A 22,687-nucleotide genomic window follows, 5' to 3' on the forward strand; every position below is an offset into this window, starting at 1 on the left:
GGCTTATTTACAAGTTTTACCTGTCGTGAGTTCATCCATCATTCAACAGTGTGCAATGCCGATTCCGCTTCTCTGAGGTCGGAGTGGGCTCTTGCATCTGAACTCATGCTGCCAGAGAGGCCCCGACGTGTGTGAATCCCGCCTGAAAGACCACCAGACATGACGCGCAAGCTCAAGTCGGGCGCGGTCGTTCGTCCAGGTGGCTTCGATGGCCAAATGGAGGAGCTGGAGGCCCGCATCCTCTACAGCGCGGACCTGATCGGTGCTCTGGCGGACGCCTCCGGTGATCACGCCAGCGGGCCATCATCGGCGCAGGTTGTGGTCATGCCAGCCACGCCCGTGACCAGTCAGGGCAATGACGAAATCACGCAAGCCAAGGCCGCTGGCGAAGAGTCTGACGTGGAGGGCTCTCTGGAGCTGGTGTTCATCGATGCCAGCGTGCCCGAGGCCGATCAGTTGCTGGCCCTTCTGCAGAGCCAGACCATGGTTGGCCGCACGCTGGAAGTGCATTGGATCGATGCCCAGAGTGACGGCGTTTCACAAATTGCCGAGGTTCTGAAGGGCCGCGAAGGCATCGATGCCTTGCACATCATCAGTCACGGCGATGCGAGCGGCTTGCAGCTTGGCAGTGGACGACTGGACGGCGCCTGGCTCACCGCGCACATGGGCGAAGTGGCTTCCTGGGGCGGTGCCTTGTCCGCCGACGCGGATCTGCTCCTGTATGGCTGTGACCTGGCCAGCTCCAGCGAGGGCAGGGCGCTGGTTGACAACCTGGCATTGCTCACGGGGGCTGATGTGGCGGCCAGCGATGACTTGACGGGCTCCGCCCTGTTGGGTGGCGACTGGACGCTGGAATACGAAGCGGGTCAGGTGGAAAGTGCGGTGGTGCTTTCTGCGCAAGCACAGCAAAGCTGGAGCCATGTGCTCGCCACCGCCACCTTCCAGGAGGGCGTCAGCAGCTACACCGGAACCCAAGATACCTACATCGACACCGCCAACTCATCGACCAACTATGGCGCAAGCACCAGCTTGAAGGTGGACGATGGAACGCCCAATGACATGCAGACCCTGATCCGGTTTGACAACATCATTGGCGCCGGGCAGATACCTGCTGGTTCCACGATCACCGCAGCGACCTTGACGGTGTATGTGACCAATCACGATGCGGGTGACAACGTCACCATTCACCAGATGTTGATCAACTGGACCGAGGCCTCGACCTTCAGTTCATTGGGCAGCGGCGTGGCCACCAACAATGTGGAGGCGAGCAGCACAGGCCTGTACACGCTGGATGCCGGCACGTCAGGATCGGTTGACTTCACCGGACTGGCTTCATCGGTTCAGGCCTGGGTGAATGGCCAGGCCAACTATGGTTGGGTGATCGTGACCGGGGCCTCGAATGCGGACGACTGGACCATCGTCAGTTCGGAAGGGGCCACGTCCACCCAACGTCCCAAGCTCACGGTGACCTACACCCCGCCCACGCCGCCGGCATTGGACCTGGACGCGAACAACAGCTCGGGCGCGACGGGCAGCAACTACACCGCGGCCTTCACAGAGCAAACGGCGGTCAACATCATCGACAGCGATGCCACAGTGACGGCAGGCAGCAACACCATCAGCCCCAACCTGTCGGGCATGACGGTGACCATCTCGAACCTGCTGGATGGCGCGGCCGAGTCCTTGTCCGCCACCACGACCGGCACCAGCATCACTGCCTCTTACAACAGCGGCACGGGTGTGCTGACTTTGTCGGGTTCAGACACGGCCGCGCACTACCAGACCGTGTTGCGCACGATCCAGTACAACAACTCCTCGGACAACCCGACTACCACTAGCCGCACGATCAACTTCGTGGCTTCGGATCCCTATGGCGGCAACAGCACCACGGCCACGACGACCCTGTCGGTATCGCGGGTCAACGATGCCCCCACGGCCACGATCACGCCCACCAGCTACAGCGCCACCGAGCAGGTCAGCCTGACCTTGCACGGCACCGGCTTGAGCATGGCCGATGTGGATGCAGGCAGCAGCAGTGTCCAGGCGACCATCAGCGTGACGTCGGGCACCTTGACCGCGGCGGCGGGTACCACCGGTGTCACGATTGGCGGCTCAGGTACCAGCACGTTGACCTTGAGCGGCACCCTCGCTCAGATCAACAACCTTCTGGCGGGTAGCTTGAGCGGCACGCTGACCTTCATCATGAGCAGCGATGCGCCACCGGCCAGCGTCACCTTGACCTTGACCGCCAGCGACTTGGGCAACAGTGGCAGTGGTGGCACCTTGACGGGCAACGACACGGCCACCATCAACATCACGGCGGTCAACGATTCGCCGACAGGCTCGGTGTCGATCAGTGGAACGGTCACCCAGAACCAGACGCTGACCGCCAGCAACAGCATCGCCGATGCCGATGGCCTGGGCACCATCACCTACCATTGGCTGCGTGGCGGTGTTGATACCGCCGCAACCGGCAGCACGTATGCGCTGACCGAGGCGGATGTGGGCGCCGTCATGTCGGTTCGGGCGACTTACACCGATGCCTATGGGGCGGCGGAGACCGTCACCAGCTCGGCCACTTCCGCCGTGGCCAACGTCAACGATGCGCCTACCGGAAGTGTGACCATCAGCGGCACGGCCACGCAAGGTCAAACGCTGACGGCCAGCAATAATATTGCCGACATCGACGGCCTGGGTGCGATCACCTACCACTGGTACCGTGGTGGTGTTGACACCGGTAGCACGGGCACGACTTATGTGCTGTCTGAATCGGACGTGGGCGCCGTCATGACGGCGGTGGCCACGTACACCGATGGCCATGGTACGGCCGAATCAGTGACCAGCTCAGCCACGGCGGCCGTGGCCAACGTCAATGATGCGCCTACCGGAAGTGTGACCATCAGCGGCACGGCCACACAAGGCCAGACGCTGACGGCGAGCAACAACATCGCCGACATCGATGGCCTGGGCGCGATCACCTACCACTGGTTCAGAGGGGGTGTAGACACAGGCTCCACCGGAACAACTTATGTGCTGAGTGAGGCTGATGTCGGCTCAACAATCGTGGCCAAGGCCACGTACACCGATGTTCATGGAACTGCTGAGACGGTGACCAGTTCGGCCACGGCGGCTGTGGCCAACGTCAATGACAGCCCGACCGGCACCGTGACCATCACGGGCACGGCCACACAAGGCCAGACGCTGACGGCCAGCAACAACATCGCCGACATCGACGGCCTGGGCGTGATCACTTACCACTGGTACCGTGGCGGTGTGGACACAGGCTCCACGGGCACGACTTATGTGCTGTCTGAATCTGACGTGGGATCGGCCATCACGGCCGTGGCCACCTACACCGATGCGCACGGCACGGCCGAATCGGTGACCAGTGCGGCCACGGCGGCGGTGGTCAATGTCAACGATGCGCCCACAGGCGCGGTGAGCATCAGCGGCACGGCCACGCAGGGGCAGACGCTGACGGCCAGCAACAACATTGGCGACATCGATGGATTGGGCGCGATCACCTACCACTGGTACCGTGGCGGTGTGGACACGGGATCGACTGGGACCACTTATGTTCTGAGCGAATCCGACGTGGGTGCGGTCATCACGGCCGTGGCCACGTACACCGACGGGCACGGCACAGCCGAATCGGTGACCAGCTCAGCCACGACGGCCGTGGCCAATGTCAACGATGCGCCAACAGGCACTGTGACCATCAGCGGCACGGCCACACAAGGCCAGACGCTGACGGCCAGCAACAACATTGCCGACATTGATGGCCTGGGCACCATCACCTACCATTGGTACCGTGGCGGCGTGGACACGGGATCGACTGGGACCACTTATGTTCTGAGCGAATCGGACGTGGGCGCCGCCATCACGGCAGTGGCCACCTACACCGATGCGCATGGCGCGGCCGAATCAGTGACCAGTTCGGCCACCGCCGCCGTGGCCAACGTCAACGATGCGCCCACGGGCGCGGTGACCATCAGCGGCACTGCCACACAAGGCCAGACGCTGACGGCCAGCAACAACATTGGCGACATCGACGGCCTGGGCGCGATCACTTACCACTGGTACCGTGGCGGTGTGGACACAGGCTCCACGGGCACGACTTATGTGCTGTCTGAATCTGACGTGGGATCGGCCATCACGGCCGTGGCCACCTACACCGATGCGCACGGCACGGCCGAATCGGTGACCAGTGCGGCCACGGCGGCGGTGGTCAATGTCAACGATGCGCCCACAGGCGCGGTGAGCATCAGCGGCACGGCCACGCAGGGGCAGACGCTGACGGCCAGCAACAACATTGGCGACATCGATGGATTGGGCGCGATCACCTACCACTGGTACCGTGGCGGTGTGGACACGGGATCGACTGGGACCACTTATGTGCTGAGCGAATCGGACGTGGGTGCGGTCATCACGGCGGTGGCCACGTACACGGACGGGCACGGCACAGTCGAATCGGTGACCAGCGCGGCCACGGCGTCGGTGGTCAATGTCAACGATGCGCCAACAGGCTCTGTGACGATCAGCGGCACGGCCACACAAGGCCAAACGCTGACGGCCAGCAACAACATTGCCGACATCGATGGCCTGGGTGCGATCACCTACCATTGGTACCGTGGCGGTGTGGACACGGGATCGACTGGGACCACTTATGTGCTGAGCGAATCGGACGTGGGTGCGGTCATCACGGCGGTGGCCACGTACACGGACGGGCACGGCACAGTCGAATCGGTGACCAGCGCGGCCACGGCGTCGGTGGTCAATGTCAACGATGCGCCAACAGGCTCTGTGACGATCAGCGGCACGGCCACACAAGGCCAAACGCTGACGGCCAGCAACAACATTGCCGACATCGACGGCCTGGGCGCGATCACCTACCACTGGTACCGTGGTGGTGTGGACACGGGATCGACTGGGACCACTTATGTGCTGAGCGAATCCGACGTGGGTGCGGTCATCACGGCGGTGGCCACGTACACGGACGGGCACGGCACAGTCGAATCGGTGACCAGCGCGGCCACGGCGTCGGTGGTCAATGTCAACGATGCGCCAACAGGCTCTGTGACGATCAGCGGCACGGCCACACAAGGCCAGACGCTGACGGCCAGCAACAACATTGCCGACATCGACGGCCTGGGCGCGATCACCTACCATTGGTACCGTGGCGGTGTGGACACCGGCAGCACGGGCACGACTTATGTACTGTCTGAATCGGACGTGGGCGCGGTCATCACGGCGGTGGCTACCTACACCGATGGCCATGGCGCCAGTGAGTCAGTCCCCAGCGCGGCAACTTCCGCCGTGGCCAATGTTAACGATGCGCCAACAGGCTCTGTGACGATCAGCGGCACGGCCACGCAGGGGCAGACGCTGACGGCCAGCAACAACATTGGCGACATCGACGGCCTGGGCGCGATCACTTACCACTGGTACCGTGGTGGTGTGGACACTGGCAGCACGGGCACCACCTACGTGTTGTCTGAGTCCGACGTGGGCGCCATCATGACGGCGGTGGCCACGTACACCGATGCCCATGGCACGGCCGAATCAGTCACCAGCTCAGCCACGGCAGCCGTGGCCAATGTCAACGATGCGCCAACAGGCTCTGTGACGATCAGCGGCACGTCCACACAAGGCCAGACGCTGACGGCCAGCAACAACATTGCCGACATTGATGGCCTGGGTGCGATCACCTACCACTGGTACCGTGGCGGTGTGGACACGGGATCGACTGGGACCACTTATGTTCTGAGCGAATCCGACGTGGGTGCGGTCATCACGGCGGTGGCCACGTACACGGACGGGCACGGCACAGTCGAATCGGTGACCAGCGCGGCCACGGCGTCGGTGGTCAATGTCAACGATGCGCCAACAGGCTCTGTGACGATCAGCGGCACGGCCACACAAGGCCAAACGCTGACGGCCAGCAACAACATTGCCGACATCGATGGCCTGGGTGCGATCACCTACCATTGGTACCGTGGCGGTGTGGACACGGGATCGACTGGGGCCACCTACGTATTGGCCGAGTCGGACGTGGGCGCGGTCATCACAGCGGTGGCGACGTACACGGATGGCCATGGCGCCAGCGAGTCTGTCACCAGTTCGGCCACGGCGGCAGTGGCCAACGTCAACGATGCACCCACGGGCGCGGTGGCCATTAGCGGCACGGCCACACAAGGCCAAACGTTGACGGCCAGCAACAACATTGCCGACATTGATGGCCTGGGTGCGATCACCTACCACTGGTACCGTGGTGGCGTGGACACGGGCAGCACGGGCACCACCTACGTGTTGTCTGAGTCCGACGTGGGCGCCATCATGACGGCGGTGGCCACCTACACCGATGGTCATGGTGAGAGTGAATCAGTGACCAGCTCAGCCACGGCAGCCGTGGCCAACGTCAACGATGCGCCGACAGGCTCTGTGACCATCAGCGGCACGGCCACACAAGGCCAGACGCTGACGGCGAGCAACAACATTGCCGACATCGATGGCCTGGGTGCGATCACCTACCACTGGTACCGTGGCGGTGTGGACACGGGATCGACTGGGGCCACCTACGTATTGGCCGAGTCGGACGTGGGCGCGGTCATCACAGCGGTGGCGACGTACACGGATGGCCATGGCGCCAGCGAGTCTGTCACCAGTTCGGCCACGGCGGCAGTGGCCAACGTCAACGATGCGCCGACAGGCTCTGTGACCATCAGCGGCACGGCCACACAAGGCCAGACGCTGACGGCGAGCAACAACATTGCCGACATCGATGGCCTGGGTGCGATCACCTACCACTGGTACCGTGGCGGTGTGGACACGGGATCGACTGGGGCCACCTACGTATTGGCCGAGTCGGACGTGGGCGCGGTCATCACGGCGGTGGCCACGTACACCGATGCCCATGGCGCCAGCGAGTCAGTCACCAGTTCGGCCACGGCGGCAGTGGCCAACGTCAACGATGCCCCCACAGGTGCGGTGACCATCAGCGGTACGGCCACGCAGGGCCAAACGCTGACGGCCAGCAACAACATCGCCGATATCGATGGCCTGGGCACCATCACTTACCACTGGTACCGTGGTGGTGTGGACACTGGCATCACGGGCCCGACCTACGTGCTTTCTGAATCTGACGTGGGCGAGGTCATCACGGCGGTGGTCACGTACACCGATGCGCACGGCACGGCCGAATCGGTGACCAGTGCGGCCACGGCGGCGGTGGCCAATGTCAACGATGCGCCCACGGGTGCGGTGACCATCAGCGGCACGGCCACACAAGGCCAGACGCTGACGGCCAGCAACAACATTGCCGACATCGACGGCTTGGGCGCGATCACCTACCACTGGTACCGTGGTGGCGTGGACACGGGCAGCATGGGCACCACCTACGTGTTGTCTGAGTCCGACGTGGGCGCCATCATGACGGCGGTGGCCACCTACACCGATGGTCATGGTGAGAGTGAATCAGTGACCAGTGTGGCCACGGCGGCCGTGGCCAATGTCAATGATGTGCCCACGGGCGCGGTGAGCATCAGCGGCACGGCCACGCAGGGGCAGACGCTGACAGCCAGCAACAACATTAGCGACATCGACGGCCTGGGCGCGATCACCTACCACTGGTACCGTGGTGGAGTGGACACGGGCAGCACGGGCACGACTTATGTGCTGTCTGAATCTGACGTGGGATCGGCCATCACGGCCGTGGCCACCTACACCGATGCGCACGGCACGGCCGAATCGGTGACCAGTGCGGCCACGGCGGCGGTGGTCAATGTCAACGATGCGCCCACAGGCGCGGTGAGCATCAGCGGCACGGCCACGCAGGGGCAGACGCTGACGGCCAGCAACAACATTGGCGACATCGACGGATTGGGCGCGATCACCTACCACTGGTACCGTGGTGGTGTGGACACGGGATCGACTGGCACGACTTATGTGCTGAGCGAATCGGACGTGGGTACGGTCATCACGGCGGTGGCCACCTACACCGATAGTCATGGTGCGAGTGAATCAGTGACCAGCGCGGCCACGGCGGCGGTGGCCAATGTCAACGATGCGCCCACGGGCGCGGTGACCATCAGCGGCACGGCCACACAAGGCCAGACGCTGACGGCCAGCAACAACATCGCCGACATCGACGGCCTGGGCACGATCACCTACCACTGGTACCGTGGCGGTGTCGACACGGGATCGACTGGCGCCACCTACGTGCTGTCTGAGTCCGACGTGGGTGCCGTCATGACGGCCGTGGCCACCTACACCGACGCACATGGTGCCGCCGAGTCGGTGACCAGTGCGGCCACATCGGCGGTGGCCAATGTCAATGATGCGCCCACTGGCACGGTGACCATCAGCGGCACGGCCACGCAAGGCCAGACCTTGACGGCCAGTGACAACCTGGCCGACATCGATGGCCTGGGCGCGATCACCTACCATTGGTACCGTGGAGGTGTGGACACCGGCAGCACGGGCACCACCTACGTGCTGTCTGAATCCGACGTGGGCGCCGTCATCACGGCCGTGGCCACGTACACGGACGGGCATGGCACGGCCGAGTCGGTGACCAGCACGGCCACCGCCTCCGTGACCAACGTCAACGATGCGCCCACCGGCATGGTCACGGTCACGGGAACGGCCACCCAAGGCCAGACCTTGACCGCCGGCAACAACCTGGCCGATGCAGATGCCCTTGGGGCGATCACTTACCACTGGTTGCGTGATGGCGTGGACACCGGCAGCACTGGCGGCACCTACGTGCTGACCGAAGCGGATGTGGGCAAGGTCATTTCCGCTCAGGCCAGCTACACCGATGGCCATGGCACATTGGAGACGGTGACCAGCAGCGCGACAGCCAGCGTGGCCAATGTCAACGACAGTCCGACGGGCTCCGTGACCATCGCAGGGACGGTCATGCAGGGCAACACCCTCACCGCGAGCAACAGCATTGCCGATGCGGATGGTCTGGGGGCCATCACCTACCACTGGCTGCGCGATGGCGTGGACACTGGCAGCACTGGCGCAACCTACGCACTGACCGAAGACGATGTGGGGGCGACCATGTCGGTCCAAGCCACCTACACGGACGGGCATGGCGCCAATGAAGTCGTCACGAGCGCAGCGACAGCTGCAGTGCTTGACATGAACGATCTGCCAACCGGCACCGTGACGGTGACGGGCGCGGCCACCCAAGGCCAGACATTGACCGCCAGCGACAACCTGGCCGATGCGGATGGCCTGGGCACCATCACCTACCACTGGTACCGTGGTGGCGTGGACACTGGATCCACTGGCGCCACCTATGTTCTGGGTCAGGCGGATGTGGGGGCTGTCATCACCGCGGTGGCCACGTACACGGACGGGCACGGTACCGCCGAATCGGTGACCAGTTTGGCCACCTCCGCCGTGGCCAATGTCAACGATGTACCCACAGGCAGCGTCACCATCAGCGGCACGGCCACCCAAGGCCAAACCTTGACGGCCAGCAACAACCTGGTCGATATCGACGGCTTGGGCACGATCACCTACCAATGGTACCGTGGAGGCGTGGACACCGGCAGCACAGGCACCACCTACGTGCTGAGCGAATCCGACGTGGGTGCGGGCATCACCGCAGTGGCCACGTACACCGATGGTCATGGCACGGCTGAATCGGTGACCAGCGCAGCCACCGCTGCCGTGGCCAACGTCAATGATGCGCCCACAGGCAGCGTGACGATCAGCGGCACGGCCACGCAAGGCCAAACGCTGACGGCCAGCAACAACCTGGCCGACATCGACGGCCTGGGGGTGATCACCTACCACTGGTACCGTGGTGGCGTGGACACTGGATCGACGGGTGCCACTTATGTGTTGAGCGAATCCGACGTGGGGGCAGTCATGACGGCGGTGGCCACCTACACCGACGCGCACGGCGCCGCCGAGTCAGTCACCAGTGCGGTGACTTCCGCCGTGGCCAACCTCAACGATGTGCCCACGGGCACGGTGACCATCAGCGGCACAGCCACGCAAAGCCAAACGCTGACGGCCAGCACCAATCTGGCTGACATCGATGGTCTGGGCGCCATCACCTACCACTGGTACCGTGGTGGGGTGGACACCGGCAGCACCGGCACGACTTATGTGCTGTCGGAATTTGATGTGGGCGCCGCCATCACAGCCGTGGCCACCTACACCGATGCGCACGGCACGGCCGAGTCAATGACCAGCACGGCCACCGCTGCCGTGGCCAACATCAACGATGCGCCCACCGGAAGCGTTGCCATCACCGGCACGGCCACGCAAGGCCAGACGCTGACGGCCAGCAACAGCGTTGCCGACATTGATGGCCTGGGCGCGATCACGTACCACTGGTATCGGGGCGGTGTGGACACGGGATCGACTGGATCTACCTACGTGTTGAACGAATCCGATGTTGGCTCGGCCATCACAGTGGTGGCCGCGTACACCGATTCGCACGGCACGGCCGAATCGGTGACCAGTTCGGCCACCTCGGCCGTGGCCAATGTCAACGATGTGCCGACAGGCGCTGTGACCATCAGCGGCACGGCCACGCAGGGGCAGACCTTGACGGCCAGCCACAACATCGTTGACATCGATGGCTTGGGGACCATCACCTACCACTGGTACCGTGGCGGCGTGGACACCGGCAGCACGGGCACGACCTACGGGCTGTCCGAATCCGACGTGGGTGCGGTCATCACGGCCGTGGCCACCTACACCGATGCCCATGGCACGGCCGAATCGGTGGCCAGCTCAGCCACTTCCGCCGTGGCCAATGTGAATGATGCTCCGACAGGCGCGGTGAGCATCAGCGGGATGGCCACGCAAGGTCAAACGCTGACGGCGAGCAACAACATCGCCGACATCGACGGCCTGGGAGCCATCACCTACCACTGGTACCGCGGCGGTGTGGACACTGGCAGCACGGGCGCGACCTATGTGCTGTCTGAATCCGACGTGGATGCCGTCATGACCGCCGTGGCCACTTACACCGATGCTCACGGCACAGCAGAGACCATCACCAGCGGTGCCACAACTGCCGTGGCCAACATCAATGACCTGCCCACCGGGGCCGTGACCATCACCGGCACGGCCGCTCAAGGCCAGACTTTGACCGCCAGCCACAACCTGGCCGACGCCGATGGGCTGGGCGCCATCACCTACCACTGGCTGCGCGATGGCGTGGACACTGGCAGCACGGGCAGCACCTACGTCCTGACCGAAGCGGATGTGGGCTCGAGCATGACGGTTCAAGCCACCTACACCGATGGCCATGGCGCCAACGAAGGCGTGGCCAGCAGCGCCACCGGGGCCACCGCCAATGTCAACGACGACCCCACCGGTGCCGTGACCATCGGTGGCACACCCGCCCAAGGCCAGACCTTGAACGCCAGCAGCAGCATGGCCGATGCCGATGGCTTGGGCACCGTCACCTACCATTGGCTGAGCAATGGCGTGGACACGGGCCTCACGGGCACCACCTACGCCTTGTCTCAAGCCGATGTGGGCGCCCAGATCCGCGTCCTGGCCACCTACACGGACCAGCATGGATCGGCCGAGTCCATGACCAGCGCTTCCAGCGCAACCGTGGCCAATGTCAATGACGCACCGCTGTTGGGTGCGGGCAGCATGCTGATGGCGGCCAGTCCTTCGGTCACCGTGGACACCGGCACCTTGCTGAGTACTGCGACCGACCTGGACGGCGACACCTTGACCGTGCAAGTCGTGGACACCGTGACGCATGGCCAACTGACCATCCTGGGCGATGGCAGCCTGCACTACCAGGCGACGGCCGGGTTCTCGGGCATGGACCAGTTCACCTACGTGGCGTTTGACGGCCAGCTGCAAAGCAGCCTGCGAACAGTGATGATCTCGGTGGCGAGCCCGCCGGTTGACGAGGTGATCATCGTCAATCCGGGCACGGGGACCAGCACCCCCACGACGCCATCAACCCCTGTCGATTCTGCCCCGGTGATTGACGCATCAACCCCTGTCACGCCGCCGACGATGGATCCCATTCCTGACCCGGTTGTGGTGACCAACCCCGGCACGGAGCAAGGCACCGGCGACAGCGTCGGTGATCAGGGTGACTTGTCCGGGTTGCCACCCACGGGCGCCTCCAGCTCCTCGAATGGCTCGTCAGGGGCGGGTGGCGCGCTGGCTCGCTATGCCGGCACCTCGTCATTCAATGGGGCTTATCAGGGGCAGAGTTTTAATTTCCGCCTGGATCTCGGGGGGCTGGACCTGGCATTCAACGCGGGTCGGGCTTTCATGGCGTCGATCAATGGCATGAAGCCCATCGAGGAAGGGGCGGGTGGTCTGGGCCTGAACCTGTCCTTGAATGCCGGCTCCGACCATGGTGGCGCACACGCTGCCTCATTGAACTTCGCAGAGACGCCTGATGACCAGTTGGTCAAGGTGCAGAAAGTGGCCGTGCAGACTTCGGGCGCGGTCGTCTCGGTGGGGGCTGTGTGGTGGGCCGCGCGCATGTCAGGCCTGCTGGCCAGTTTGATGATCAGCACACCGGCCTGGCGCTCCATCGACCCCTTGCCGGTGATGGGCCTCAGCAATGGCCCCGAGGGCGATGATGAGGAGGAAAATGACCCCTTGGCACCCCAAGGCGAGCGTCACATGGACGAGAAAGCAGCCGGCCTTTTCAGCGCCCAGGCACCATCCATGCCCCGCGACCTGGAGCGCATTGGCTGAGAGACCGTGTGCGTTCAGGTCCGCCAGACCCGTGGTGGGCAGGCCGCCATTTGCCAAGCCATATCACGCCAACAGGCCCGCACCTCGGTGAGCAATTGCATGGCGGGCTCCACGCGATTCGCCAGTACGCGCAGCACCACCACCTCATCGTGTGGGCTGGTGCAACCGGCTTGCGCTTTCAAGGCATGCGCCTCGATCAAGGCCCGGGCACCGTCCAGCAAGGCATCGCGACGGGCGCTGGGCATGGCCCCGCCAGTGGCAAACCAAAGCGTGGCCATCACGCGGTGGCCTGCCCAACCCAGAGGGCTGTCCAGCAAGCGATGGTCGTTGGCTTTGACAGTACCGCGTTCCAGCCACACGCCTGGCAGATCGATACTCTGCGTGTAGTGGCCCTCAGCATGGGCCGGGTCGTCGAACAGCTCGCCCGCCGCCGGAAGGCCCAGGGCCAGCACATCCCAGCCCATCATCTCGGCACCAAGGGCCAGCTCAAAGCGCATGCGGTTCTCGGCGCGGCAGCCTCGGTAGGCGATGGTTTCCAGCGGCAGCCATTCCAGCCGCGCGCCATCGGCCACCTTGGCGATCAATGATTGCTGGGCCAACTCGCCAGCGCTGCGGTAAAAGCGTGTGGCCCCAGGTGTGGTGATCAAGGCGTGGCTGCCGGGCGCCAACCGCGCTTCAATCTCCAGCACGTCACCACCGGCGATGCCGCCTGGCGGATGCACCAGCACGTGGTGGCACACGGCGTCGCCTTCCGGGTAAAGGCGCTGCAACACGCGCAGCGGCCCGTGGTGCAGGTCGTGCGCGATCGTGCGCTGGCCGTCAAGGCGGTAATCCAGGTTCAGGTGGCCAAGCCAGCTCATGGGGCAACAACAAAGTTCAAGGCAAGGCGCTCAGTGTAGTGGCCGGGCCGACTCGTGCCAGCCGCCCAGCACCGCCCGGCTCAAGGCGGACAGCATGGCAAACAGGCCAACGCCTGTCAGGGTGATCAGCAGCAGCGCGGCGAACATGCGCGGGATGTTGAGCTGGTAGCCCGATTGCAGGATCTGGTAGGCCAGCCCGGTGCCCGTGCCCCCGGTGCCCGCCACGAACTCGGCCACCACCGCCCCGATCAAGGACAAGCCGCCCGAGATGCGCAGGCCCGCCATGAAAAAGGGCAGGGCACTGGGGATGCGCAGCCGCAGCAGCAATTGCCAGCGGCTGGCCCCTTGCAGCTTGAAATAGTCGGCCAGGCCGGGATTGATGCTGCGCAAACCGGTGGTGGTGTTGGCAATGATGGGGAACAAGGCCACCAGCGTGGCGCACACCACCAGCGACAAGGTAGGGTCCTTCACCCAGATGATGATCAGCGGCGCGATGGCCACGATGGGCGTGACTTGCAGCAGCACCGCGTACGGAAAAAATGCAGCTTCGATCCAGCGGCTTTGCACGAACACAAAGGCGATCAGGCTCCCAATCAGGATCGAGGCGGCAAAGGCCAGCAAGGTGATCTTCGCGGTCACGAGCCAGGCCGCGCCCAGCAGGGCCCAGTCTGCCACCAGCGTCTGGCCGATCAACCAGGGCGAGGGCACCAGGTAGGATGGCACGTCAAAGTGCGTGACCCAGGCTTGCCACACGCCCAGCAGGCAGGCGGCGGCCAGCACCGGCAAGGCCAGGCGCAGGGTGGCTTCTCGGCGAGAGGCTGATGCGCTGCTCATGCGACCGCCTTGGAAGCGTCGCTCAAGCATTGGCGCAGGTGCCGCTCCAGCGTGTGAAAGGCCGCACTGGCACGCCAATCATCGCCGCGCGGGTAGGGGGCGCCAATGCTGATTTCGTCGACGATGCGGCCCGGTTGCACCGCCATGACGACCACGCGCTGCGACAGGTACACCGCTTCGCTGATCGAGTGGGTCACGAACACCACGCTCAAGCCTTGGGCCTGCCAAAGCTTCAGCAGTTCGTCGTCCAGCCCCTGCCGCGTGATCTCGTCCAGGGCGCCAAAGGGTTCGTCCATCAGCAGAATCTGCGGTTCGGTCACCAGGCCCCGGGCAATGGACACGCGCATCTGCATGCCGCCCGACAGCTCGCGCGGCTTTTGCCGGGCAGCGCCTTGCAATCCCACCAACGACAGCGCACGCGCCACGCGGGCTTCGGCCTGCGGCTTGGGCAGGTGGGCCAGGTCCAGCGGCAGGCGCACATTGGCCTGCACGTTGGCCCAGGGCATCAAGGTGGCATCCTGGAACACAAAGGACAGGCGTTTGCCCTGCACGACGATGCCGCCTTGCGTGGGCAGCAGCAAGCCCGCCATCATGCGCAGCAAGGTGCTCTTGCCGCAACCCGAGGGGCCCAGCAGGGTGACGAACTCGCCCTCGGCCACCGACAGGTTCACCGGCTGCAAGGCTTGCGTGCCATTGGGGTAGACCTGCGTGGCCCCCTGGACTTCAATCGCTGGATGCATGCTCAAACTGGCGTGCTCCCGGTCTCAGGGCATGACCTTGGCCGGCGCGATGAAATCGGTTCGGTAGGTCTGTTTGAGCGGCACCTTGACCGGGTCCACCAGCTTTTGCTTGACCAGCATGTCGTAGGTCTGCTTCATGCGCTCGTCCGTGATGATGCCGATGCCCAGCTTGGCCGCGTCGCCACCCATCACCGTGCCGGTGTCTTTCAAGGTGGCAATGCCGTAGGCCAGTTGCTCATCGGTCATGTTGGGGTTGTCTTTCTTGATCAGCGCATTGGCGGGAGAGGGGTCGCCCGTCAGGTAGCTTTTCCAGCCCTCCATGGAGGCCTTGACGAAAGCTGCCACCGCCTTGGGCCGCTCTTTCAGGGTCTTGTCCATGCAGACCACGGCCGTGGCATAGGGCGGCCAGCCTTCATCGGCCAGCATGAAGACGCTGGGTTTGAGCTTGCCCTCCTTCTGGATGGCAAAGGGCTCGGACGCCAGGTAGCCTTGCTGCGCAATGCCCTTGTCGGCCAGAAAGGGCTGGATGTTGAAGGTGTAGGGCCGCATCTGGCTGTCGGTGAACCCGTATTTGGTTTTGAGCCAGGGCCAGTAGGTGACCATGCCGGCGCTGCCAATCAGCAGGGTGCGGCTTTTCAGCTCGGGCAACTGCTTGACATCGGGGTGGGCAATCAGCACCACCGGGTCTTTCTGGAAGGCGGCGGCCACGGTCACGGCCTTGATGCCTTGCTCCCAGGACTGGATGGTCTGCACGTCGTAGCCCATCACGCAATCGGCCTGGCCGGCCAGCATCAATTGCATGATGTTGACCTGCGGCCCGCCCATCTTCAAGGTGACGTCCAGACCAGCTTTGGCATACAGGCCGGTGGCCTGCGCTTGGTAGAAGCCGCCGTGTTCGGCCTGGGCATACCAATTTGTCACGTAAATGAACTTTTCTGCCGCGTGACTCAAAGGGGTGCACAGCAAGGCCAAAAGAGCCAGGCTTGTGCGCTGAAATCGCTTGTTCATGGGGGAGTCCATTGGGTGTTCCGGGATGGTGGGGACCATGCGCAAGTATGGCGCAAGCCAATCAATCCGGGCCTGATGGCCGCTCAGGGACTGCCGAGGCTGGACTGCGAATAGCGACTCAGGGCCTCGCTCAGGAAGCGGAACAAACCCATCACCCGTTGGTTGGATTTCAGGCCTGAATGCGTCACCAGCCACATGTCCAGGCTGAACACCATCACATCGGGCAGCACCGGCACCAGGGCAGGCTCGCGCCGGGCCACGCCCATCTGACAGCCGCCGATGCCCATGCCCGCCCGCAGCGCGGCCATCTGCGCCAGATCGCTGTCGGTGCGAAAGGCAAAATCATCGCGTGACACGAGCAGGCCAATTTGCTTGGCCAACGCCGCGATGGTGGGATCGCGGTCTGAGCCGATCAGGGCGTGGTGGCGCAGGTCGAGCAGGCTCTTGGGCAGGCCGTGTTTTTTGACGTAGGCCTGATGGGCATACATGCCAATGTCGATGCGGCCCAGGCGTTTGGCCAGCAAGGCCTGCTGGGTAGGGCGGATCATGCGCACGGCGATGTCGGCCTCGCGCTTGAGCAGGTCTTCACTTTTGTTGGTCAGCACCAATTCAATGGTGACTTGCGGATGCTGCTCCCTGTACTGGGTCAACAGCGCGGGCAGCACCTCGCCCCCCATGATTTGGCTGGCCGTGATGCGCACGGTGCCCCGCTCTTCTTCTCGGCCACCGGAGGCCACACGCGCGGCTTGCTGCACGGCAGCGGCCATGGTCTCGACCGAGTCGAGCAATTCGGTGGCCACGGGCGTGGGCGTGAGCCCGCCCTGGGCGCGGATGAACAAGGTCACGCCCAGGGCATGTTCCAGGGCGTCCATGTGCCGACCGATGCTGGGTTGCGTCATGCCTAAAGCGCGCGCAGCCCCTGACAAGCTGCCCTCGCGCATCACGGCCAGGAAGGAGCGGTACAAGCCCCAGTCGATGTGTTTGCTGTCCATGCAAAAATGTATAACAGGTCAACAAAAATAGCGAATTGCCGTTCAGTTCACGGCTGTCTACGATCCAAATCATCGCAAGCAACAACCGGTGATCCAGATGAGTCAAACAGCTTTGGTGATTGGGGCCACTGGGGGCCTGGGTGGCGCAGTGGCCCAGGCATTCCTGGCCCAGGGCTGGCAGGTGCGGGCCTTGACCCGCCAGCCACCCGCCGCCACGCAACTGCAGCCTGCACAAGCCGGTTTGAAGGGCGTTGAGTGGTGGGTTGGTGATGCCATGAACCAAGCCGATGTGGTCAAGGCTGCCCAAGGTGTCGATTGCATTTTTCACGGTGCCAATCCGCCGCGATACACCCGTTGGCGAGAGCTGGCCTTGCCCATGCTGGCCCATTCGATCGAAGCGGCTCGAAGCAGTGGTGCGCGCCTGATCTTTCCAGGCAACGTCTACAACTACGGACCTGATGCCTGGCCCGTGGTCAACGAAGAATCACCCCAGCATCCCACAACGCGCAAAGGTGCTGTGCGGGTGGAGATGGAGCAGATGCTGGCTCAGGCAGCACAGACACAAGGCGTTCGTTCGCTGGTCGTGCGGGCAGGCGACTTCTTTGGTGGCCATGCGCCCAGCTCGTGGTTTTCCACCCTGATGGTCAAGCCAAATCAGCCTTTGCGTTCGGTGGCTTTCCCGGGCAGCACCGAGGTGGGCCATGCCTGGGCCTACCTACCCGATCTGGCCTTGGCCATCGTGCGCCTGGCCCAGGTGCAGTCAAGTTTTCCCGTTTTCGATACTTTTCATTTTGAGGGGCATTGGACACCGCGCGGCATCGACATGGCCGAGTCAATCCGCCGGGTTTCAGGCAACCCCAAGTTGCCGATCAAGGCCTTGCCGTGGTGGCTGATCTACCTGGCCGCACCTTTGGTGAGCTTGCTGCGCGAGATCATCGAAATGCGCTATTTGTGGCAAGTGCCTTTGCGCCTGGACAACCGCAAGTTGCGGTCGGTGATTGGCGAGGAACCCCACACGCCATTGGACGAGGCGGTGCGTCAAAGCTTGTGGGAGCTGGGCTGCTTGCCCGCAGCGTCCATGTGCAGCAATGAATCCAGCATTTCCAGGGTCAGCTTCAAATCCAGGGGCTTTTGAAGGTAGCTCACCGCACCGGCCCGCTCTGCGCGGGCTTTGGTGTCGGCGCTGACGTCTGCAGAGACGATGACCACGGGTGGCCGGGGGGGCGGGCGGTCCTCGCTCAACCAGGCCAGGAGGTTCAGCCCATGGCCATCGGGCAACTGCAAATCCAGCATCACCAGGTCAAAGGCCTCGCGCTCAAGTCGGTCTTTGGCGGCCTGTGCCGAGTGTTCAAAGATCAGATCGATCTGTGGGCGCAGCCCCAGCATGGCGGTCATGGTGTCGCGGTTGGTCTGGCGGTCTTCCACGTACAACACCTTGCGCTGGCCTGGCTTGGCGTCTTGGATGGGTGAGGCCGGGATGCTCTGCGCCTGAATGGAACCCGTGGCAGGCAGAGTGAACTGGAACTCACTGCCCTCCTTGTCGATGGTGCGCACGCTCAAGCTGCTGCCCATCAACTCCAGCAGCCGCTTGCAAATGACCAGACCAATGCCGGTGCCGGGTGTGGCCGTGTTCTCGCGGCCTAGCCGGTTGAAGGGTTCAAACAAGTGTTCAACCTGTTCCCGTGTCATGCCCATGCCGGTGTCTCTGACCCGAAAGGTCAATTGCCCGTCGTGTGCCTGCAGGATCAGGCTGACCTGGCCACCGCGCCGGTTGTACTTCACGGCGTTGCTGAGCAGGTTCAACAGCACTTGTTTGAGGCGGGTACGGTCCGCGCGCACCTGCCTCACGCCGTCTTGCGTGATGATCTCCATGTGCACGCCGGCCTCCCGCACTTGCGAGGTCAGCATTTGTTGGCAGTCGCGCGTCAGGGTGCGCACGTCCACGTCCTCGATGAACAAGTCGACCGCGTCGCTTTCGATCTTCGACACGTCGAGCACGTCGGAGATCATCTCTAGCAGGTGCAATCCGGATGATTCAATCTGATTGACCATGCCCAGTTGCCGGGTGCTGAGTGGATCGGCCGTGTTCATCTTGAGCACCTGCGCAAAACCCAGAACGGCATTCAATGGTGTGCGCAGCTCGTGGCTCATGCGCGACAGGAAATCGGTTTTGGCCTGGTTGGCGGCTTCGGCGGCCGCCTTGGCCCGACGCTCCCGCTCTTGCTGCCGCAGGCGCTCGCCCATCTCTGAAAAACCTTGCTCCAGCGCCACAAACTCGTGGCTCGCCATGGCATTGGAAGGGGGCCCAGGATCCACGCCACGTGACAGGCTGCCCATGCGCGCCAGCAGGCGATGCGCCGGGTACACCACCTTGGCCAAAGCGAGGCGCCATGCCAGCCACATCGCGGCTACTGACAGCAATGTGTTGGCGAGCAGCAGCAGGGCCAAGGATTGTTTCAGCCCGGCATTCAGGCCGGCCTTGGGCACGCCAACTGCCACGGTCCAATTCCAGGTCGTGGATCGGCTGAAGGCCGTGATCACGGGAATGCCATCCAGGGTGATGGTTTCAAGCACACCTTCGCGCTGTTCTCGTGCCATGCGCACCAGGTCAGGCACGGCAGGCTTGCCCTGGAATCGAGCCAGCTCGTGCGTGCGTGCGACTATTTTTCCTTGGCTATCCACCACGGCGCCAATCCAGTCAGGGGGCAGCCGTTGAGCCAGTAGAACCTTGGCCAGGCGGTCCGGAAATATCCCGGCATTGAGGCTGTAGATGATGCGGCCGTTGCGTGTGACGGGCACGCCAATGGCCAGGATGGGTTTGCCGGTGGCGGGCCCCATGAACAAGTCAGTCACGACGGTGCTGCCGGTGGTGAACACGCCGTGCAGTTGCGAGGGCCCACCTTTCGCGGGCAAAGGGGCATTGGGCGGAAGTATGGTGTTGAGCCGCTGCCGACCCTCGGCATCAATCAGTACATAGTTGGTGATGTTCTGAAAAGGAAGGGCCTGCTTTGCCTGGCGGTGGAATGTTGTCAAGTCATCGGTGTCCAGCGCACTGGAAATGGCCAGCACATGCAGGCCCGCTTCGATGCTGGCCAGGTCACGGTCCAGGCTGGCGGCAGCCGCCCTTGCTGTGGCGATGGCTTCCTGGACAGCCCGCGCTTTTTGCTGCCGGTAGTCCGACACGATGAAGTAGCTGGACATCAGAGCGCCAGGCAGGATGCAAGCCACGGCCAACAAAGCCAAGCTGCTGCGGATGCTCCATGTGTTGGCCTGGCGCACCGAGGGGACGGCTGCGCGTTTGAAGGTCCAGGTTTTTCGTGGGCTGATGCTTCGTGGCACGAAGTTGATCATGGCGTGAATCCAGAGGCATGTTTGTTTTGAACACTGGCCGCCAGTGGACGAAGCGGCAACGGGCACAACACCAACACAACTGTCCACCAGGGCAGTAGACCACAAGCCCGCAGGGCATGTTCGGAATCAGCGGATCTGGCTGGCCACGAAGCCGTCAAAAGCCGCCAGCAAGGGGGCAAATCGGCCAGATGGACCTTGCAGTTGTTGCAGCGCCAAGCAGGTCGCTTCCAGCGTGGACAACTGGCCGGGGCGGTGCGCTTTGCGGATCAGGTAATGAGACGGCGGCGGTGCCTGCAGCGCCAGGCGAGGCAGCTGGTGCAAGGCTGGATTCAGGTGCAGCATCTTGCGGCTTTTTCGCCACGTGCCATCCAGCACGACCAGGCGGATCTGGCTGGGGTCGGTCGGCAAGAGGCCAGGCGCCGCCTCTTCTGCATCACCTGGGTATAGCAGCACATTGACGCGGTCCGTGGTCAGAAGGCCTTGAAGCGCCAGCGGGTCAAAAGCCTCGCCAATGACCAGGCGGCTGCCTGGCAGGCTGAGGTGCAGCAGGCGTGCGCTGCCCTTGGCATGGTGGACTTCGAGTGGGTGCTGAAGGATGAGCACGTCTGCCTGAGTCGAGAGGGGCGTGACCCATTGGCAGATGCAGGCGCTTTCGGGCCGAAAACACCGTGTGCATTGCAGCCTGCCAGGCCTCACGCGTGCGCCGCCAGGATCGCGGTCAGCAATTGCCAAGTGCGCGCCACCGAGGCCACGTCCACGGATTCGCCAGGGGCATGGGCGCCCCGGATGGTGGGCCCGAAAGAGACGATGTCCATGCCTGGGTACTTGGCTGCGATGATCCCGCACTCCAGGCCAGCGTGGATCACCTGCACGGCTGATTCGGCTTTGAACTGGTCTCGGTAAACCTGTTGGCACAGCTTCAGCAGGGCCGAGTCCGGGTTGGGTGTCCAACCGGGGTACTGGCCCGCCGATTCAGCCGCCGTGCCGGACAGTGCCCACAGGCTGACGATCTCGTCGGCCAGCGCCCGGCTGCCACTGTCCAGCAGCGAGCGGACCATGAAGTTGCAGCGGCCGCCCCCCGGCTTCAGGTCCACCATGCCCAGGTTGTTCGAGGTTTCGACCACACCGGGCACGCGTTGGCTCATGCGCCGCACGCCGTGGGGGCTGGCATGCAAGGTGTTCAGCCAGATGCTTTGGTCTTCGGCCGACAGCACTTGGGTGGCCGAGGCGGCCTGCGCATTCAGTTGCAAGCCGGATTCCACGCCCGCCAATTCCTGGCCCAGCAGGTTTTGCCAGCGCAGCAATTCATCGGCCAACTGGGCGCCTCTTCCTGCTGGCAAGGCCACGGTGGCAAAGGCTTCGCGGGGCAGGGCGTTGCGGGCGGTGCCGCCTTGCAGCTCGGACAGCCACAGCGGGTGGCGTCGTGCCAGGTCGTGCAGCACCCGCACCAGCAACTTGATGGCGTTGCCACGCTCTTCATGGATGTTGACACCCGAGTGCCCTCCGCGCAGACCGCGCAGTGACACTCGCCAGGCTTCATGACCGGCTGGCAGCGGCCGGGCCTGCCCGGGGCGGGACACGTTCACATCCATGCCACCGGCGCAGCCCAGGTAAAACTCGCCCCATTCTTCGGTGTCCAGGTTCAGCATCACGCTGCCTTGCAGCACGCCGCTGGCCAGGCCTTGCGCACCACCCATGCCGGCTTCTTCGTCCACGGTAAACAGCGCTTCGATCGGGCCGTGGGTCAAGGTGGCGTCTTCCAGCACCGCCAGGATCATGGCCACGCCCATGCCGTTGTCGGCGCCCAGCGTGGTGTCCTCGGCGATGAGGTGGCCGTCGCGCAGCACTGCTTTGATCGGGTCGCGCGCGAAGTCGTGTGCCGAGTCGCTGTTCTTCTGGCAGACCATGTCCAAGTGCCCTTGCAGCACCATGCCGGGCACGTGCTCGCGGCCCGGGCTGGCGGGCTTGCGGATGATCAGGTTGCCAGCGGCATCGACCTGCGTGGCCAAGCCAAGCTGCACGGCCCAGCCCTGCAGGTGGTCTCGCAAGGCGTCTTCCTGCTTGGACTGGCGGGGAATGCGGCACAGCGTGGCGAAGTGGGCCCACACGGCGCTTGGTTGCAACTCGCTGAACATCGAAATACCTTGTGCTGGTCGAAAACTGAATTCTCGGTGATGCGCTGCGTGGC

10 protein-coding genes are annotated in these 22,687 nt (G+C 63.8%); 2 read left to right on the forward strand and 8 right to left on the reverse strand.

The genetic code is table 11. From position 1 onward, the window contains the following. Positions 1-159: 159 nt before the first annotated feature. On the forward strand, positions 160-12,714 hold the full coding sequence (locus PSV38_RS05290; protein WP_300545635.1) for a DUF4347 domain-containing protein: 12,555 nt from the start codon (positions 160-162) through the stop codon (positions 12,712-12,714). Between the two features lie 14 nt (positions 12,715-12,728). Here the strand turns inward: PSV38_RS05290 and PSV38_RS05295 are convergent, their stop codons facing one another. The 5 genes from PSV38_RS05295 to PSV38_RS05315 all read right to left on the reverse strand — a co-directional run bounded on the left by PSV38_RS05295 (position 12,729) and on the right by PSV38_RS05315 (position 17,148). After that, entirely contained in the window at positions 12,729-13,574 is an 846-nt protein-coding gene (locus PSV38_RS05295) for an urease accessory protein UreD (protein WP_300545638.1), read from the reverse strand. Between the two features lie 30 nt (positions 13,575-13,604). Next, the gene (locus PSV38_RS05300; protein ID WP_300545641.1) at positions 13,605-14,408 is read right to left on the reverse strand and encodes an ABC transporter permease; all 804 of its coding nucleotides are present in this window, start codon (positions 14,406-14,408) and stop codon (positions 13,605-13,607) included. Then, positions 14,405-15,148, reverse strand: coding sequence for an ABC transporter ATP-binding protein (locus tag PSV38_RS05305; RefSeq protein ID WP_300546027.1), 744 nt, complete (start codon positions 15,146-15,148; stop codon positions 14,405-14,407). Before PSV38_RS05305 ends, PSV38_RS05300 begins: the two co-directional genes overlap by 4 nt. Before the next feature lie 24 nt (positions 15,149-15,172). After that, positions 15,173-16,156 (reverse strand): ABC transporter substrate-binding protein, encoded by a 984-nt coding sequence (locus PSV38_RS05310; RefSeq protein ID WP_300545643.1) that lies wholly within the window; start codon positions 16,154-16,156, stop codon positions 15,173-15,175. Between the two features lie 83 nt (positions 16,157-16,239). Further along, complete coding sequence (locus PSV38_RS05315) at positions 16,240-17,148, reverse strand: LysR family transcriptional regulator (RefSeq protein ID WP_300545646.1); 909 nt, start codon at positions 17,146-17,148, stop codon at positions 16,240-16,242. 97 nt (positions 17,149-17,245) lie between these two features. Between PSV38_RS05315 and PSV38_RS05320 the strand changes: the two genes are divergently transcribed. Beyond that, positions 17,246-18,283: an NAD-dependent epimerase/dehydratase family protein gene (locus tag PSV38_RS05320; protein WP_300545648.1), complete on the forward strand. Its 1,038-nt coding sequence runs from the start codon at positions 17,246-17,248 to the stop codon at positions 18,281-18,283. Here PSV38_RS05320 and PSV38_RS05325 read toward each other — a convergent pair. The 3 genes from PSV38_RS05325 to PSV38_RS05335 all read right to left on the reverse strand — a co-directional run bounded on the left by PSV38_RS05325 (position 18,187) and on the right by PSV38_RS05335 (position 22,634). Beyond that, the gene (locus PSV38_RS05325) at positions 18,187-20,499 is read right to left on the reverse strand and encodes an ATP-binding protein (protein ID WP_300545651.1); all 2,313 of its coding nucleotides are present in this window, start codon (positions 20,497-20,499) and stop codon (positions 18,187-18,189) included. The genes PSV38_RS05320 and PSV38_RS05325 overlap by 97 nt on opposite strands. A gap of 126 nt (positions 20,500-20,625) precedes the next feature. Continuing rightward, the gene (locus PSV38_RS05330) at positions 20,626-21,195 is read right to left on the reverse strand and encodes a tRNA-uridine aminocarboxypropyltransferase (protein ID WP_300546029.1); all 570 of its coding nucleotides are present in this window, start codon (positions 21,193-21,195) and stop codon (positions 20,626-20,628) included. Continuing rightward, a complete protein-coding gene (locus PSV38_RS05335; RefSeq protein ID WP_300545653.1) occupies positions 21,192-22,634 on the reverse strand; it encodes an aminoacyl-histidine dipeptidase in 1,443 nt (480 codons plus the stop codon). Before PSV38_RS05335 ends, PSV38_RS05330 begins: the two co-directional genes overlap by 4 nt. Positions 22,635-22,687 lie beyond the last annotated feature (53 nt).

It is taken from the genome of Aquabacterium sp., from assembly GCF_029946005.1.
In the GTDB taxonomy this organism is placed as follows: Bacteria; Pseudomonadota; Gammaproteobacteria; order Burkholderiales; family Burkholderiaceae_C; genus Aquabacterium.